Source organism: Arthrobacter sp. TMP15 (assembly GCF_039529835.1).
GTDB lineage: Bacteria > Actinomycetota > Actinomycetes > Actinomycetales > Micrococcaceae > Specibacter.
In genome coordinates this window covers 465,584-484,219 of the sequence record NZ_CP154262.1, presented here as the reverse complement: position 1 = coordinate 484,219, position 18,636 = coordinate 465,584, and the positions used below count along the sequence as shown (strand labels likewise).

5 protein-coding genes and 2 rRNA genes are annotated in these 18,636 nt (G+C 56.4%); 1 reads left to right on the top strand and 6 read right to left on the bottom strand.

Translation table 11 applies throughout. The features are described from left to right. Positions 1 to 108: 108 nt before the first annotated feature. The 5 genes from AAFM46_RS02120 to AAFM46_RS02100 all read right to left on the bottom strand — a co-directional run bounded on the left by AAFM46_RS02120 (position 109) and on the right by AAFM46_RS02100 (position 13,314). Positions 109 to 3,283: ribosomal RNA gene (locus AAFM46_RS02120) — 23S ribosomal RNA — on the bottom strand. Positions 3,284 to 3,867: 584 nt separating this feature from the next. Next, positions 3,868 to 5,403: ribosomal RNA gene (locus AAFM46_RS02115) — 16S ribosomal RNA — on the bottom strand. Together the 16S and 23S rRNA genes form the textbook arrangement of a ribosomal RNA operon. A gap of 454 nt (positions 5,404 to 5,857) precedes the next feature. Continuing rightward, positions 5,858 to 9,505 carry a 1,4-alpha-glucan branching protein GlgB gene (gene glgB / locus AAFM46_RS02110; RefSeq protein WP_343319253.1) on the bottom strand — a complete coding sequence of 1,216 codons (3,648 nt, stop codon included), beginning with the start codon at positions 9,503 to 9,505 and terminating at the stop codon, positions 5,858 to 5,860. After that, positions 9,505 to 11,292: a maltose alpha-D-glucosyltransferase gene (treS, locus tag AAFM46_RS02105; RefSeq protein WP_343319251.1), complete on the bottom strand. Its 1,788-nt coding sequence runs from the start codon at positions 11,290 to 11,292 to the stop codon at positions 9,505 to 9,507. The genes glgB and treS overlap by 1 nt, the downstream gene beginning before the upstream one ends. Positions 11,293 to 11,295: 3 nt before the next feature. Continuing rightward, positions 11,296 to 13,314 (bottom strand): alpha-1,4-glucan--maltose-1-phosphate maltosyltransferase, encoded by a 2,019-nt coding sequence (locus AAFM46_RS02100; protein WP_343320326.1) that lies wholly within the window; start codon positions 13,312 to 13,314, stop codon positions 11,296 to 11,298. A 346-nt stretch (positions 13,315 to 13,660) separates the two neighbouring features. Between AAFM46_RS02100 and glgP the strand changes: the two genes are divergently transcribed. Continuing rightward, positions 13,661 to 16,276 (top strand): alpha-glucan family phosphorylase, encoded by a 2,616-nt coding sequence (gene glgP, locus AAFM46_RS02095; RefSeq protein ID WP_283531429.1) that lies wholly within the window; start codon positions 13,661 to 13,663, stop codon positions 16,274 to 16,276. Positions 16,277 to 16,440: 164 nt separating this feature from the next. On the opposite strand, the gene glgX is transcribed toward glgP, so the two are convergent. Beyond that, positions 16,441 to 18,633, bottom strand: a complete 2,193-nt coding sequence (glgX, locus tag AAFM46_RS02090; RefSeq protein WP_343319250.1) for a glycogen debranching protein GlgX — start codon at positions 18,631 to 18,633, stop codon at positions 16,441 to 16,443. Positions 18,634 to 18,636 lie beyond the last annotated feature (3 nt).

Here is an 18,636-nt window from a genome sequence, read left to right as displayed (position 1 = left end):
GTTTTGGTGGTGTCATGTTTTTTTTGTTTCCTGTCCGAACAAACGGGTGGGTTTGTTGGTTGGGAACCACATAGTGAACGCGAGCATACTTGTTTTTATAAAGTGTGTGTGGTGTAAGTTATCGGCCTATTAGTACCGGTCAGCTTCACGAGTCTTTAGTCCTCGCTTCCACGTCCGGCCTATCAACCCAGTAGTCTAGCTGGGGGCCTCTCACACTTTTACGTGTAGGGAAATCTCATCTTGAAGCGGGCTTCCCGCTTAGATGCTTTCAGCGGTTATCCCATCCGAACGTAGCTAATCAGCGATGCACTTGGCAGTACAACTGACACACCAGAGGTTCGTCCGTCCCGGTCCTCTCGTACTAAGGACAGCCCTTCTCAAATTTCCTGCGCGCGCAGCGGATAGGGACCGAACTGTCTCACGACGTTCTAAACCCAGCTCGCGTACCGCTTTAATGGGCGAACAGCCCAACCCTTGGGACCTACTCCAGCCCCAGGATGCGACGAGCCGACATCGAGGTGCCAAACCATGCCGTCGATATGGACTCTTGGGCAAGATCAGCCTGTTATCCCCGAGGTACCTTTTATCCGTTGAGCGACGGCCATTCCACAATGTGCCGCCGGATCACTAGTCCCGACTTTCGTCCCTGCTCGAGGTGTCCCTCTCACAGTCAAGCTCCCTTGTGCACTTACACTCGAAACCTGATTGCCAACCAGGCTGAGGGAACCTTTGGGCGCCTCCGTTACTCTTTAGGAGGCAACCGCCCCAGTTAAACTACCCATCAGGCACTGTCCCTGACCCGGATTACGGGCCGAAGTTAGATGTCCAAAGTGACCAGAGTGGTATTTCAACGATGACTCCATAACAACTAGCGTTGCTACTTCACAGTCTCCCACCTATCCTACACAAGCCACTCCGAACACCAATACCAAACTATAGTAAAGGTCTCGGGGTCTTTCCGTCCTGCTGCGCGTAACGAGCATCTTTACTCGTACTGCAATTTCGCCGAGTTTATGGTTGAGACAGCGGGGAAGTCGTTACTCCATTCGTGCAGGTCGGAACTTACCCGACAAGGAATTTCGCTACCTTAGGATGGTTATAGTTACCACCGCCGTTTACTGGGGCTTAAATTCTCAGCTTCGCACACAAGTGTGCTAACCGGTCCTCTTAACCTTCCAGCACCGGGCAGGAGTCAGTCCGTATACATCGTCTTGCGACTTCGCACGGACCTGTGTTTTTAGTAAACAGTCGCTTCCCCCTGGTCTCTGCGGCCCACACACGCTCACGGACAGCTAGTGTCCTTCACGTGGCAGGCCCCCCTTCTCCCGAAGTTACGGGGGCATTTTGCCGAGTTCCTTAACCATAATTCTCTCGATCGCCTTAGTATTCTCTACCTGATCACCTGTGTCGGTTTGGGGTACGGGCAGTTAGAACCTCACGTCGATGCTTTTCTAGGCAGCATAGGATCACCGAATTCCCCCCTACGGGGGTCCCATCAGATCTCAGAATCGTCATTGAAGACAACACAACGGATTTGCCTATCGTGTTTCCTACGTCCTTAGACCGGGACTACCATCGCCCGGCTCGGCTACCTTCCTGCGTCACACCTGTTAATACGTTTACCTCCCCGGTTCAGTTCCCACGCTCCCCACACATCCTGGTCCCGAAGGACACTCAATGATGGTTTGGGTGGTTAGTATCACCGGTTCAATATTGGCGGTTCTTCACCGGTACGGGAATATCAACCCGTTGTCCATCGACTACGCCTGTCGGCCTCGCCTTAGGTCCCGACTTACCCAGGGCAGATTAGCTTGACCCTGGAACCCTTGATCATTCGGCGGACGGGTTTCTCACCCGTCTTTCGCTACTCATGCCTGCATTCTCACTCGTGTAGGCTCCACCGCTAGTTCACACTGCGACTTCAATGCCCACACGACGCTCCCCTACCACTCCAAACCCCTGAAAAACACTCACGAGGAACATTTTTAGGGTCATGTTTGAAATCCACAACTTCGGCGGTGTACTTGAGCCCCGCTACATTGTCGGCGCGGGATCACTTGACCAGTGAGCTATTACGCACTCTTTTAAGGATGGCTGCTTCTAAGCCAACCTCCTGGTTGTCTAAGCAATCCCACATCCTTTCCCACTTAGCACACGCTTAGGGGCCTTAGTTGGTGGTCTGGGCTGTTTCCCTCTCGACTATGAAGCTTATCCCCCACAGTCTCACTGCTGCGCTCTGACTTACCGGCATTCGGAGTTTGGCTGACGTCAGTAACCTTGTAGGGCCCATTAGCCATCCAGTAGCTCTACCTCCAGTAAGAAACACGCAACGCTGCACCTAAATGCATTTCGGGGAGAACCAGCTATCACGAAGTTTGATTGGCCTTTCACCCCTACCCACAGCTCATCCCCTCCATTTTCAACTGAAGTGGGTTCGGTCCTCCACGCGCTCTTACACGCGCTTCAACCTGGCCATGGGTAGATCACTTCGCTTCGGGTCTAGATCACGCCACTAAACTCGCCCTATTCAGACTCGCTTTCGCTACGGCTTCCCCACACGGGTTAACCTCGCGACGTAACACTAACTCGCAGGCTCATTCTTCAAAAGGCACGCCATCACAAGAACAACTACCCACAAGGGGCACGCTTGCTCTGACGGATTGTAAGCACACGGTTTCAGGTACTATTTCACTCCCCTCCCGGGGTACTTTTCACCTTTCCCTCACGGTACTTGTCCGCTATCGGTCATTAGGTAGTATTTAGGCTTATCAGGTGGTCCTGACAGATTCACACGGGATTTCTCGGGCCCCGTGCTACTTGGGATACTCACCCAAGGGAGTGCACTGCATTTCAGTTACGGGACTCTCACCCTCTACGGTCGGCCATTCAAAACCGTTCACCTATACATGCACCATTCCCCTTCCTGAACCGGCAGATCCAGATCGGTAAGTCCCACAACCCCGCACCATGCAACGCCCGCCGGCTATCACACATGACACGGTTTAGCCTGTTCCGCTTTCGCTCGCCACTACTAACGGAATCACTTTTGTTTTCTCTTCCTGTGGGTACTGAGATGTTTCACTTCCCCACGTTCCCTCCACACATCCTATATATTCAGATGCAGGTCACTACCTCGTCTTGCAACGGGTAGCGGGGTTCCCCCATTCGGACACCCTCGGATCAAAGTTTGGTTATCAACTCCCCGAGGCTTATCGCAGATTCCTACGTCCTTCTTCGGCTCCTAATGCCAAGGCATCCACCGTGCGCCCTTAAAAACTTGACCACACACTCTGGTCACTCTTACTTATCGAGAGAACCATGAAAACCAACACCACCACCCCAAAAGGGTCGTGACATCAGATCCAGGTTCAATTATCTCAAAGAAATTGCTTCTTTATAAAGATGCTCGCGTTCACTATGTAGTTCTCAAACAACAACCCCACCACACACCCCACCAACCACAGCAACACACAAAAGAGTGTGTCACCGAACAGGCCAGAGAAGTCATGTGCGGGAAACCAGGCACAACACAACCACCAACACCACACCCCCCAACAGGTAAACACCCAACAAACAGGCACTCACCCACAGGAAACACGATAATCAGCGGTCCTTGTTATTCCAGGACCCAACAGTGTGCCAAACACAACAACAACAACTACCAACAACCCCTAACAGCTCTTTCCTCACACCCACCAAAGGATGCGGTACTCAAACCAAGGCCGCGATACTCATCATCAGCTATCTTATTGATATTCCACCCTTGAGCAACTCACCCAGAAACAGACGTCCTGGCAATGAGTCTTTACTCCTCCTACCACCAACACAACCCATGCGGGCCATACCGTGATACTCGGTGCTCCTTAGAAAGGAGGTGATCCAGCCGCACCTTCCGGTACGGCTACCTTGTTACGACTTAGTCCCAATCGCCAGTCCCACCTTCGACAGCTCCCTCCCCACAAGGGGGTTAGGCCACCGGCTTCGGGTGTTACCAACTTTCGTGACTTGACGGGCGGTGTGTACAAGGCCCGGGAACGTATTCACCGCAGCGTTGCTGATCTGCGATTACTAGCGACTCCGACTTCATGGGGTCGAGTTGCAGACCCCAATCCGAACTGAGACCGGCTTTTTGGGATTAGCTCCACCTCACAGTATCGCAACCCATTGTACCGGCCATTGTAGCATGCGTGAAGCCCAAGACATAAGGGGCATGATGATTTGACGTCGTCCTCACCTTCCTCCGAGTTGACCCCGGCAGTCTCCTATGAGTCCCCACCACTACGTGCTGGCAACATAGAACGAGGGTTGCGCTCGTTGCGGGACTTAACCCAACATCTCACGACACGAGCTGACGACAACCATGCACCACCTGTAAACCGACCGCAAGCGGGGCACTTGTTTCCAAGTGTTTCCAGTTCATGTCAAGCCTTGGTAAGGTTCTTCGCGTTGCATCGAATTAATCCGCATGCTCCGCCGCTTGTGCGGGCCCCCGTCAATTCCTTTGAGTTTTAGCCTTGCGGCCGTACTCCCCAGGCGGGGCACTTAATGCGTTAGCTACGGCGCGGAAAACGTGGAATGTCCCCCACACCTAGTGCCCAACGTTTACGGCATGGACTACCAGGGTATCTAATCCTGTTCGCTCCCCATGCTTTCGCTCCTCAGCGTCAGTTAATGCCCAGAGACCTGCCTTCGCCATCGGTGTTCCTCCTGATATCTGCGCATTTCACCGCTACACCAGGAATTCCAGTCTCCCCTACATCACTCTAGTCTGCCCGTACCCACCGCAGATCCGGGGTTGAGCCCCGGACTTTCACGGCAGACGCGACAAACCGCCTACGAGCTCTTTACGCCCAATAATTCCGGATAACGCTTGCGCCCTACGTATTACCGCGGCTGCTGGCACGTAGTTAGCCGGCGCTTCTTCTGCAAGTACCCTCAACCAGCTAAACACTGGCCTTGTTCCCTACTGAAAGAGGTTTACAACCCGAAGGCCGTCATCCCTCACGCGGCGTCGCTGCATCAGGCTTTCGCCCATTGTGCAATATTCCCCACTGCTGCCTCCCGTAGGAGTCTGGGCCGTGTCTCAGTCCCAGTGTGGCCGGTCACCCTCTCAGGCCGGCTACCCGTCGTCGCCTTGGTGAGCCATTACCTCACCAACAAGCTGATAGGCCGCGAGTCCATCCAAAACCAATAAATCTTTCAACCAAACCCCATGCGAGGTAAAGTCAATATCCAGTATTAGACCCCGTTTCCAAGGCTTATCCCAGAGTTAAGGGCAGGTTACTCACGTGTTACTCACCCGTTCGCCACTAATCCCCCCACAAGTGAGGTTCATCGTTCGACTTGCATGTGTTAAGCACGCCGCCAGCGTTCATCCTGAGCCAGGATCAAACTCTCCGTTAATAACTAAACAGACACACACAAACACACCGGAAAAAGGTCATGAATGCATGCACTAAATTCGAAACCAGCTAAACAACCATTCATCACCACAGGGGCGGCAACAAACAGTCAAATAACCAATTCAATATAAATAAATTGGTATCAATAAAACTTGGCACACTATTGAGTTCTCAAACAACAACCACACCCAGCCAACACACCACAAACAAAACAACTTATTCACGATGATCAGCGCCGAGGCAACTTTCCAATCTTACCCGCATGAATTCCAATAAGTCAAATCCAGGATTTCAACTAAAGTTCATAAATTGAACACAATCCATCGAGCCTTTTTTCAAGGCTATCTAGTTTGGTCTGGTCCGGATCCGAACTGTTCGTTCAGCGGAGTACTAACTGTAGCACCTGTTGACCGTGAACACCAAATGGCTGGCAGGTGAACGCGAAGTGACAATTCCTACCTCTGAACAGGTGCCAAATACAGTGCACCAAGCGGAGGTACACGCAGCCGCAATGATGCACTTTGGCCGTCCCATGCAAGCTCTTCGGCTTGGAGCTCTCCGGTGTTTCTAACATCGGATCCGCCATAGGTTTCAAGGTCGGTGTTGAGAACTTCTTGCCAGAGGCCCGCTTGCGGCAGCCCAACGCGATAGCCCTCGTACGCAAGGCCGGCAAAGTTGATGACGCACACCAGTGGGTTGCCGATTTTATCCCAGCGCACAAAGGAGACCACGTTATTTTCAGAATCACCACCATTGAGCCAGGTGAAACCGGCTTGGACATTGTCCTGCTCATAAAGGGCTGGGGTGTTGGAATAGCAGTCGTTCAGGTCCTTAACGAGTGCCTGGATGGCACTGTGGGCGGGGTTCTCGGCCAGCCACCAGTCAAGGCCGTGCTGTTCACTCCATTCAGCTTCCTGAGCAAACTCGGTGCCCATGAAGATCAGTTGCTTACCAGGGTGCGCCCACTGGAACGCCAAATAAGCGCGCAAGTTGGCCAGTTGCTGCCACCTGTCCCCTGGCATTTTGCGAAGCAGTGATCCCTTGCCATGGACCACTTCGTCGTGGCTAATAGGTAGCAGGAAGTTCTCCGTGAACGCATAAACCAGGGAGAACGTGATTTGGTTGTGGTGCCAGCCCCTGTTGATGGGCTCTTCGCCTATATAGGTCAGCGAGTCATGCATCCAGCCCATGTTCCATTTCAGCCCAAAGCCCAGTCCGCCACCACTGGTGGGAGCGGTCACGCCGGGGAATGCGGTTGATTCTTCGGCAATGGTGATGATGCCGGGGTTGCGCCGGTAAGCGGTGGCATTCATTTCCTGCAGGAAGCTGATTGCTTCAAGGTTCTCCCTGCCGCCATACCTGTTGGGGCTCCAGGCCCCGTCTTCACGGGAATAGTCAAGATAAAGCATGGATGCGACGGCGTCCACCCGTATCCCGTCAATGTGGAACTCTTCAAACCAGTAGAGAGCGTTGGCTACAAGGAAGTTCCTGACTTCATTGCGGCCAAAGTCAAAGATCAGTGTGCCCCAGTCGGGGTGCTCGCCCAGACGCGGGTCTGGGTGTTCGTATTGAGCCCCACCATTGAATTTGGCCAGCGCCCACTCATCTTTAGGGAAGTGCGCCGGCACCCAGTCCATGATGACGCCAATGCCGGCTTGGTGCAGAGAGTCCACAAGGAATCGGAACTCGTCAGGGTGGCCAAAGCGCGAGGTTGGGGCGTAGTAGGAGGTGACCTGGTATCCCCATGAACCGCCAAAGGGATGTTCGGCCACGGGCATGAGCTCAATATGGGTGAAACCAAGCCATTTGACGTACTCCACGAGCTCGCGGGCCAGTTCTACGTAGCTCAAGCCCACACGCCATGAACCCAAGTGCACCTCATAAACACTCATGGGCGAATTGTGCGGGTCTACCTGGCTTCTTTGCGCCATCCAGTCCCCGTCTTGGAAAGAATAGCTTGATTCAACCACGCGAGATGCCGTTAGCGGGGGCACCTCGGTTCCATAGGCCATGGGGTCCGCTTTTTGCAGCCATTGACCCTGCTCGGTGAGGATTTCAAATTTGTAGCGGTCTCCTGCGGCGACATCCGGAATGAACAGTTCCCAGATCCCACTATTGCCCAGGCTTCGCATGGCGTGTCCACGGCCGTCCCACCCATTGAACTCGCCGATGACCCGAACGGCTTGCACGGCTGGCACCCACACAGCGAAGCTGACTCCTGAGACCTCGCCCAGTGCGGAGTGGTAGCGCTGGACATGTGCACCCAACACAGTCCAGAGAGTCTCATGCCTGCCCTCAGCCATGAGGTGCATATCCAATTCACCCACTGTGGGCATGTAGCGGTAGGCATCATCCATGCGGGTGACACCCTGTGCATAGCCAACATCCAGGCGATAGTCAGGGACATGCCCCGGGTTCTCTGCGCGAATCACAACAACCCAAACACCGCCGTGCTCATGAGCCATAGGGAACTCTGCGCTGCCCGTCACTAACGTAACGGACTGCGCCAAATGCCGCAGCGCACGCACGGTCACAAAACCGTCGCCGTCAAGGTGTGCCCCCAAGACCGAGTGAGGTGCGTAATAGCTTCCCTCGGAGATTCGCGCCAAGACTCCCGCATCGACAGCAAGCGGGGCTACTTTATTCAGTCCCATGTCCACACCACTTTCCCTTGATTCAAGCAATTCCCGCACAGCTTTAATCGGCACCCACGCCCAGCTGGGTCGATTTTGCACTTCATAAACGATTTCATACAGGGCCTTGTCCAGCCACAATGCCACGAAAAGTGCACTGTTGCGTGCGATGACCTCACCGGAGGCCTCCGCATAACCGTTTATGAAGGCGTCGGCACACTGTTTTGACCAGCGTGCGCCCTGTGCCGCCGTCACCTCTTCGGTGGCTGCGGCTTGCGCCCCGGCATAGTCAAATGAGCGCAACATTCCGGCCAGGTCACGCAATGTGACATCGGGCAGGCCCCGATCGGCCAACGGACGCAACGGTTCGCCTTCAAAATCCAGAATGTACCAGCCGCTCTCCCCGGCAGATTCCTTGTGCAGGAGCTGCCCTAGGTGCAGGTCACCATGAATACGCTGCACCGGCGGCAAAGTCTTTATTTTGCGCAGCTGTGTTAAGACGTTTTGGAAGTCAGCCTCATAGGGCCCGACGGCGGTGCCCACCAGCGCCCAAGCCGCCTGAAGCCGAGTGGAGATCGCCTCTATAAATGATGCCTTCTCGCTTGGTTCATAGCTGCGCGCACCCAGGCTGTTGCGCAACCCGGCATGAACGCGGGCCAGGGATGCTCCTATGGCGTGGGCGTGCTGGGAAAAGTCGCATTGCTTTCCAGCCGCTTCCAGTGCCAGTGCCCATCCGTCTTTGGCGCCAGCAATGAAGTCGTGAATCACAAAAAGGGTGGTGTTGGACTCTCCGTACCCCACGGACGCTTGCAACAGTGGAACGTTTACCTCGCCAGCCTCTTGTGCCGCGAGGGCAAGAGCCGCGCCAATTTCAACTTCCGGATGGACGCCCGGTTGGATAACTCGAAAGAACTTAGCAATAAGGGGCATGTTGCCCAGTTGGAATATGACAGAGGTATTGGATTGTTCACTCCGCACCAAGCGAATGTTTGTTGCCGGCACAACACTTTCTGCGCCCAGAGCTCCCAGAGCGGGATTGCGCCATATATGAAGAGCAACGCCAGCTATGCGCGGCACACTATTGGGAGCAAGAACCTCCGCCAGCCACGCCTGCAAAAATGCTGGATCCCCCAAACCTTCATACACGCGCCCACCCGGCCAAGAGGCTCCGGCTTCAGTCTCGCCGGCTTGGACTGCACCTAACAAGGCCCCAAGTTCAACGCCAACATCATTTAGTACACCAGTACTATTTCCACGGATACTCAGCGGTACGTGAAGTGTCAGCCCGGTGCTTACATCCGGAAAATCCACGCTGACAAGTAACACCAGGAGGCAAACCTCCGGGTCATTCGCGTCCAGCTCAAAAACATCCGCAATACTTATTTGCGCACCAATGCCCGCCTCACCCTTGCGTGGGTACCAGCGTTGCTGTGGCAGCCATTGAGCTAAGAGGTCAACGAGCGCGGACATTAGTACCCGTACTCCGTTCCATCAATTACCGGCATGGCCTGCGTTTGTGTGGAAAGCACGTTGGAGGATTGAGAGCGCAGCCGCAGCCAGTAAAAATCGTATGAGCCAAGCGTCAGGCTGAGGTTCCCTTCCTCATCAATGCCGGGGAAAATATCATGACCAAAAACGTCCCGAAGGCCTCTGCCGGAAAGGGTTGGTATATGCAAAATGGCGGCTGCCGGGTTTTGGGAGAGGTTAAAGACGCACAAAATAGTTTCCGGACGCTCTCCTTCCGCATTGCCTACGGGCAGCACTCGCAAGAAGGCGAGCACAGATTCATGCGAGGTGGACACATTCTCGTAGCGGCCCAACCCAAACGCCGGGTGGGTCTTGCGCACACCAAGAATTTGCTTATTCCAATGCAGCAGGGAACTTGAATGCCCCATCTGCGCCTCAACATTGACGTGGTTGTAGTGGTAAACCAAGGACTGCACCACGGGAAGGAACAATTTGCCCGGGTCAGTGTTGGAGAAACCTGCGTTCCTGTCCGGGTTCCACTGCATGGGTGTTCGGGAGGCATCCCTGTCATCGAGCCAGATGTTATCTCCCATGCCAATTTCATCGCCATAGTACAGAAATGGGCTGCCAGGCAGGGCCATCAACAGGGCGTTAATCAGCTCAATTTCGGCCCGTGAGTTATCCAGCAGAGTTGCCAACCGGCGTCGAATACCAATATTGGCCCGCATCCGGGAGTCAGGAGCGTACCAGCCCATCATTGCTTCACGCTCGCTGGGAGTCACCATCTCCAATGTGAGCTCGTCATGGTTGCGCAGGAACGTTCCCCACTGGGCGTTAGCTGGAATGTCCGGGGTGTTGGCCATGGTCTCAATGATCGGGGCGGCCTTTTGATCACGAAGGGCGTAGTAGAGCCGGGGCATGATCGGGAAGTGGAACGCCATGTGGCATTCGGGTTTCTCCTCGGTGCCAAAATAATCCACCACTTCATGTGGCATCTGGTTGGCCTCAGCAACAATAATCCGGCCAGGGAACTCGTTATCAACCATGGCCCGAAGATCCTGTAAAAATTCGTGCGTTTTGGGCAGGTTTTCGCAGTTAGTGCCGTCTTCTGCGTACAGGTATGGGATGGCATCTGCCCGGAAACCGTCAATTCCTTGTTGCAGCCAGAACCGCACAATATCAAAAACGGCTTCCTTGACAGCAGGATTTTCATAGTTCAAATCTGGCTGGTGGCTGAAGAACCTGTGCCAGAAGAATTGCCGTCGAATGGGGTCAAAGCTCCAGTTGGATTCTTCAGTATCAACAAAGATGATCCTGGCGTCCTCATACAGCTCAGTGGTGTCACTCCACATGTAGAAGTCGCCGTACGGGCCCTCCGGATCTTCCCTTGACTCTTTAAACCACCGGTGCTGGTCCGAGGTGTGGTTCAGCGGCAAGTCAATGATGATCCGCATTCCGCGTTCGTGCGCCTGGGTCACCAGGGATTGGAAATCTGAAATGGTGCCGTAAGCATCCATTACCGCCCGGAAATCCCTGACGTCGTAGCCGCCGTCCAGTAATGGCGAATCAAAGAACGGTGGGAGCCAGAGGCAGTCCACACCCAACCATTGGAGGTAGTCAAGGCGTGAAATCAGCCCCGAAAAATCGCCGGCACCGTCACCGTTGGCATCGGCAAAGCTCTGCACAAGCACTTCATAAAAGACAGCCTTGCGGTACCAGTGCGGGTCGTGGGCCAGTCCCGGTGCAATCAGGTTGAACGCGGATGAGCTGTGGCTGTGCGAAAAGGACATGCTTTAACCCCTAACGTGCAAAATGTGGGCCGGTTCAAAGTGAGCGTCCAAACGGAAGTAGTTCTTTTTACTCCAGTTCCAGCTGGCACCGGTGATGAGTTCATCCACGCGGAACGTCCCATCGCCAGACAACCCGTCAAGCTCCAGCGCGTCAAGGTCAAGAGTTACTTCCCCTTCACGCATGCTGTGCGGGTCAACGTTGATGACAACAATAATGGTGTCCTTGCGGGCCGGTTCATCCGCTGTGGCAGCAATATTTTTGTGCTTGCTGAAAACCAGGGTGGCGGGGTCGGAGCTCTCATGCAGCGTCAAGTTCTGCAGATCTAACAATGCAGGGTGGGCACGCCGTATCCCATTGAGCAGCGTAACAAAGGGAGCAAGTGACTTATTCTGTGCCTCTGCGCCAGCAAAGTCCCGATTTTTGTACTCATATTTTTCATTGTCAATGTTCTCTTCGGACCCGGGCCGCGCCACGTGTTCAAAAAGTTCAAAGCCTGCGTACATTCCCCACAGTGGGCTACCCATGGCGGCCAAAATAGCACGAATCTTAAACGCTGCCGGGCCACCGTACTGCAAATATTCGGTGAGAATGTCAGGGGTGTTAACGAAGAAGTTGGGGCGGAAGTAGCCAGCGGATTCGCCGCTCACGTGGACTAGGTACTCTTCCAGTTCCTCCTTGGTGTTCCGCCAGGTGAAATAGCTGTAGGACTGCTGGAATCCTGCCCTGCCCAGCGCCGCCATCATGGCAGGGCGCGTAAATGCCTCGGCCAGGAACACAATGTCCGGGCGTTCGGTGTTGATGGTGCCAATGAGCCACTCCCAAAACCAGACAGGCTTGGTGTGCGGGTTATCGACACGAAAAATTCGTACGCCGTGCTCAATCCACAGCCGCACAATCCGCAAGATTTCCTCCGACAAACCCACGGGGTCATTATCGAAGTTCAGCGGGTAAATATCCTGGTACTTTTTGGGCGGATTTTCCGCGTACGCAATAGTGCCATCAACGCGTGTGGTGAACCATTCCGGATGCGCCGTGGCCCATGGATGATCAGGGGCGCACTGCAGCGCCAGGTCAAGGGCAACCTCCAAATTCTGATCATGTGCCGCCGCCACAAAAGCATCAAAATCGGCAAAGGAACCCAGCTCCGGGTGAATAGCATCATGGCCACCCTCAGCCGAACCAATGGCCCACGGAGATCCCGGATCCGCAGGCCCCGCAGTCAAAGAGTTATTCGGGCCCTTGCGGTTGACCTTGCCTATGGGATGAATGGGCGGCAGGTAAATGACATCGAAGCCCATCGCCGCAACCGCCGGCAACCGGCGGGCAGCTGTGCGGAAGTTGCCACTGGTGAATTCACCGGTCTCGGGATGACGGATCGCCCCTTCCGACCGCGGAAAGAACTCGTACCATGCGCCACGCCCGGCCGCATCGCGCTCAACCTTCAGCGGAAAGGATTCGCTGCGTGTCACGAGGTCACGCAGTGGGAAATGTACGACGGCGGCACGCACCGCAGCGCTGGTGCCGGCGGCCAAGCGGTCATTGATGTTCAGGGACGAATCCGCCACTGTGTGGGCGGCCTTTTTGAATACTGTTGCCGCCTCGGGTGCGGTTGCTTTGGCAGCTTTAGCAGCGTCGCTGAGCAGGAGCACACCTTCAGCCAACATCACCTCAACATCAACCCCGGCGTTGATCTTCACAGTGGCGTTGTGAGCCCAAGTCCCGTACAGATCGCTCCATCCTTCGATGGCGAAACTCCAGTCACCTTCGTGGGCGGGGGTGAGGACACCTTCCCACGAGTCGGTACCCTTGGCACCCGGTTTCAGCCGTGTGCGCTGGACTTCACTGCCGTCTGGGGCAATGAGAATCGCGGTGACGCCCAGAGCATCGTGGCCCTCACGGAACACCACCGCGCTCACGCGAACATCGGCGCCGCGCACGCCCTTGGCAGGGAATCTGCCACCTTCAAGTACGGGCTGGATGTTGGTGATGGGTATCCGCCCAAAACGCAAACCGGATCTGATATCCGGCGCCGCAGTTGCAGCGCCCGCCCTGGCGGCAGCGCCCGCCCTGGCGGCAGCGCCTGCCCTAGCGGCACCGTCCGCCCGGGAACCAGCGGTCTCATCCGATGAGGCAGTATCCGCCGGGGCGGTTGCTGTGGTTGGCACATTACGCGAAGGCTTGGAAGTACTCACAAACTAGACGTTAGCGAGTCCGCGCCCAGATTGCTAAGGTTTTCTGCCATATCCCCCGGATTGGCCGTCACACACCAGCAATAAACGCTCTTTGTCCACCGGCACCGCGTAATGAATGGACAATTAGTCACACTCCACTGACGTGATGGGTAAAAACTGAGCTAATGTGACCGGCATGAAGGCAATCCGCAGATTTACCGTCCGCACCGTCATCCCTACGGAAATTTCCGCGCTGACCCGCCTGGCCACCAACCTGCGCTGGTCCTGGCACCTGCCAACCCGGGCCCTGTTTGAATTCCTCAACCCGGAGTTGTGGGAAACTTCCCGCCACGATCCGCTGGCCATGCTCGCGGCAATGTCTCGTGAGCAGTTGCTGGATTTGGCCACAAACCCCGAGATTGTGGCCCGCGTGGCCGCTGCCGAAACCAGCCTGGAAACCTACCTCAGCGAACCCCGCTGGTACCAGGGGTTGGGTGCAGAGGCGCCTGCTTGCATTGCCTATTTCTCCCCCGAGTTTGGTATCACCGAGGTCCTCCCCCAGTACTCTGGGGGACTGGGCATTTTGGCCGGTGACCACCTGAAGTCCGCCTCCGATCTGGGGGTGCCGCTGATCGGCGTCGGACTCTTATATCAGGCAGGCTATTTCAAGCAGTCCTTGTCCAAAGACGCGTGGCAGCAGGAGAGTTACCCGCTGCTTGACCCGGATGCCTTGCCGCTGACTTTATTGCGTGAAGATGATGGCACACCCATTCAAATCCAGCTCCCACTGCCCGACGACAGGGTGCTGCGTGCCCATATTTGGCGAGCCGATGTGGGCCGCGTGCCGCTGCTGCTGCTGGATTCAAATGTTGCCGAGAATGACGACGCTGCCCGCGGTGTCACTGACAGGCTGTACGGCGGTGGGGGCGATCACCGCCTCACGCAGGAACTGCTCCTGGGCATGGGCGGGGTCAAAGCCCTGCGCGTCCATGCACGGTTGACCGGCACGCCCGCCCCGGAAGTGTTCCACACCAATGAAGGCCACGCCGGCTTCCTGGGGATCGAACGTATCCGCGAATTGATGGACCCTGCTGTGACGGAGCGGGCGCTGAGCTGGGATGAAGCACTGGCAGCTGGCCGCGCGTCAACGGTTTTCACCACGCACACTCCCGTCCCGGCAGGCATCGACAGGTTCCCCCGCGGCATGATTGAGCACTTCTTTGCCGGAGCACTGGCACCCGGTGTTCCTGTGCAGCAGATCCTGTCCCTGGGCGCTGAAAATTATGAAGGTGGCGACCACGACGTCTTTAACATGGCGGTCATGGGGCTCCGCCTGGCTCAGCGCGCCAATGGCGTAGCGAAGCTGCACGGGGTGGTTTCCCGCGGTATGTTCGCAGGGCTTTGGCCAGGCTTTGATCAGGCGGATGTTCCGATCACCTCTGTCACCAACGGTGTCCACGTGCCCACCTGGGTGGATCCGGAGCTGGCCGCACTGGCCCGGGAACGCTTTGGAGCTGATGTTTTGGATGGGCCGGATTGGTCCAAGGTGTATGACGTTAGCGATGAAGATGTGTGGGCGCTGCGTCGACGTTTGCGCTGCGCACTGGTAGTGGATGCCCGGCGTCGTCTGCGTTCCTCGTGGAAGAAGCGCGGCGCCGCGGATGCCCAACTGGCGTGGACGGAAAATGCGCTGGATCCCGATGTCCTGACCATTGGATTCGCCCGCCGCGTGCCCACCTACAAGCGGTTGACCCTGATGCTTCGCGATCCTGCCCGGCTTAAGGCCTTGCTGTTGCATTCCGAGCATCCGATCCAGATCATCATTGCCGGCAAATCGCACCCGGCCGACGACGCCGGTAAAAAAATGATTCAGGACCTTGTCCAGTTCACAGACGATCCCGAGGTGCGTCACCGGATAGTCTTTTTGCCCAATTACGACATTGCCATGGCCCGGACCCTTTTCCCGGGTTGCGATGTCTGGCTGAATAACCCGCTGCGGCCGCTGGAAGCGTGCGGCACCTCGGGCATGAAGGCCGCCATCAACGGTTCCCTGAATCTCTCTGTCATGGATGGCTGGTGGGATGAAATGTACGACGGCGAGAACGGCTGGGCGATCCCCACAGCAAATACTGGCACCAGTGATGAGGAACGCGACGATGTTGAAGCCGCAGCACTGTATGAGCTACTTGAAAACCAGGTTGCACCCCGGTTCTACGGCGAAGTAGTGGCCGCCGCTGCCGGAGCTGCAGGTCCCTCTCAGCCGGGTCAGGGAGCTCTGCCCTCGCACTGGATTTCCATGATCAAGCACACCCTGTCAGCGTTGGGCCCGCAAGTTTCAGCCAACCGCATGGTGGCCGAATACGTGCAGCGTCTCTACCAACCGGCGGCGGAAGCAGGGCGTTTGGCTAAGGCTGACGGCTACGGCGCAACCACAGAGTTCGCGGCCTGGATCCAGCGGATACGCCAGGCGTGGCCCGGGGTGCACGTTGAGCATGTGGAATCGCACGGGCTCGTGGATGAACCTCAAATCGGTGAGACCATGCAGGTCCGTGCTGGTGTGAACTTGGCCGGGCTGAGCCCCGAAGACGTGCAGGTCAGCGTGGTGTATGGAACTGCCGGGGAGTCCGATGAACTCACGGACACGCGCACACTGATACTTGAAGCAGCCCAGGAGAACGGCCCCGGGCGTTACTTGTTCTGCGCCGATCTGCTCATTGACCGGTCAGGGAACTTTGGCTACGGCGTCAAGATCCTGCCTCGGCATCAAGCACTGGCCAATTCAGCCGAGTTGGGGCTCATCGCGACAGCCTAAGCCCCGAACCGTACCCACTCCTCCTGCGCACCCCACGCGCCGTTGCACCCTACGCGCTGTTGAGGTTGGAGATGATGACACCCCGGAGGAACGATGGGTGTCATCATCTCCAACCTCAACAGCCGGCGCAGCGTCGGGGCGCAGCCCAACTGCTCAGTGCCGCACTAAGACTCGGGGAGTTTGTTGCTGTAGAGCTGAACCGTATTAGCGTTGACGCGTACCGGCTCTCCTGCTTTGAACAGCGGGAGGGAACGGGGTAGACGGAAGGTGGGCTCGCCGTCGTCCGTATGAGAGGGAGCCTCTGTTGTCATTCGCAGCATGTAGGGGCTGCTGACGGAAAGATCCGTTTCTTCCTCCACAGGCGCCTCCGAATCGCCATCAGGGGCCGTATCAAAGCGCGGGTTGGCGGGTAGGATAACCTCCTCGTCGGTGACACCGGTGTTGAAGATGATCAGCCCGTCAATTGTGCCATCGGGTGAACCAACAAGCATGGTGAGCACGCGTTCATGCGGATTCGTCCAGCGGTCCCCGGTCATGGGCAGGCCGTCAGCACCAAACCAGTGAATGAAGGACTGCCCGCCACGTGTGGGGTAGCTGCTTGGCTGGGCGGCAAGGAAATCCTTGCGAATCTGAATCAGGCGGGTGGTGGCCGCCAGCATGGTTTTGGACTCCTCGTCCATGCTCCAGTCAACCCATGCGATCTCGTTGTCTTGGCAGTAGACATTATTGTTTCCGCCCTGGCTGCGCCCCAGCTCATCCCCGGCGGTAATCATGGGAATACCAATGGCCAGCAGCATGGTGGCCATCAGGTTGCGGCTGGTTCGGGCGCGCTGGGCCAGCGTTGTCGGGTTATTGGTGATGCCCTCAACCCCGTGGTTCCAACTGCGGTTATTGTCCGTGCCGTCACGGTTGTCTTCCTGATTATCCAGGTTGTGCTTTTCGTTGTACGCGGTCAGGTCAGCCAACGTAAAACCGTCGTGCGCCGTGACCATGTTGATCGAGGCCAAAGAACTACGCCCCGAGGAGGCAAATAACTCTTTGGACCCGCCCAGGGCGTCACCGAAAGTGGCCAGTCCATTGTGGTGGTAACCATCAAGCATGGCTGCCCTGTCGGTGAGCCACACCTCACGCACAGTATCGCGGAAGGAGTCATTCCAATCGGCCCAACCCGTCGGGAAATTCCCTGTCTGCCAGCCGCCGTAGCCAACATCCCATGGCTCGGAAATGAGCTTGGTTGAGGACAGCACGCCGTCAGTGGCTGCCGCCAGCAGGAAGGGGTGCTGGTTGGTGAACTCATGCACACCGTCGCGGGCTAGCGAGACGGCCAAATCAAAGCGGAAACCGTCTATATGGAACTCCTGCACCCAGTAACGAAGGGAATCCATTGCCATCTTGATCACGTGCGGATTGCCGAAGTTCAAGGTATTACCGCAACCGGTGGTGTCATAGTATGCGCCGTCGCGCTGGCGGTAATACTGCTCTTCGGCCAAACCGCGCCAGCTGTAAGTGTGCCCGTTAGGACCACCCTCGGCCGTGTGGTTGTACACAACATCAAGGATCACTTCAATGCCTGCCATATGCAGCAGTTTGATCATGCCCTTGAGCTCAGCCTGCACGGCGGCCGGACCTGATGCGCGTGCGCCGGCGCTGGCATACTCAACGTGCGGGGCAAAGAACCCTAGGGTGTTATAGCCCCAGTAGTTGCTCATTCCGGTTTCACGCAGGTGCGGTTCGTCAATATGAAAGTGAATGGGCAAAAGTTCGACGGCGGTCACACCCAGGTCCTGCAGGTGCTTGATCATGACGGGGTGCGCCATACCCGCATAGCTGCCGCGGATCTCTTCTGGCACGTCCGGATGCAGCATTGTCTGCCCGCGAACATGGGCTTCGTAGAAAATGGTTTCACGCCTCGGGGTGTTGGGGCGTGTGACTGTGCCCCAGTCAAAGTCAGAATCCATGCGCACCGAGAGGTACCTGCTATCACCTCCTGAAGAATCCTCCTGGACTATGTAGTGCCCGTAAGGATCCAACAGCAGCTGCACCGCTTCGGGATCGATCAGCAGCATTTCTTCCTGCGTAGCGGCAAAGTCCGTATAGAAGCCGTAGCGGCTATCCACGGGGATGTTTGCAACAAGACCGTGGTGGACTCCATCGGTTTTGTCAGGGAGTTGAACTGCCTTCCACACCCCGCCGGGAGGCTGGAAACACAGCACCACGTCGCGGTGCGCAGGGGCATAAACTGCCACGTTGGCCGCCGTCGAGCCATGTTCGCTGGGGATTGAACTGATACCTAGCGGAAAATGTCGCGACAGAGCAGCCCCCAGGCTACTTATAGCCTCGATAACTGTAACTGCCATGGT

Bases quoted from the DNA above. Each gene is read 5' to 3' on its own strand.
- glgP (WP_283531429.1), top strand. From the start codon at position 13,661: ATGAAGGCAATCCGCAGATTTACCGTCCGCACCGTCATCCCTACGGAA.
- glgX (WP_343319250.1), bottom strand. From the start codon at position 18,633: ATGGCAGTTACAGTTATCGAGGCTATAAGTAGCCTGGGGGCTGCTCTG.
- glgB (WP_343319253.1), bottom strand. From the start codon at position 9,505: ATGTCCGCGCTCGTTGACCTCTTAGCTCAATGGCTGCCACAGCAACGC.
- treS (WP_343319251.1), bottom strand. From the start codon at position 11,292: ATGTCCTTTTCGCACAGCCACAGCTCATCCGCGTTCAACCTGATTGCA.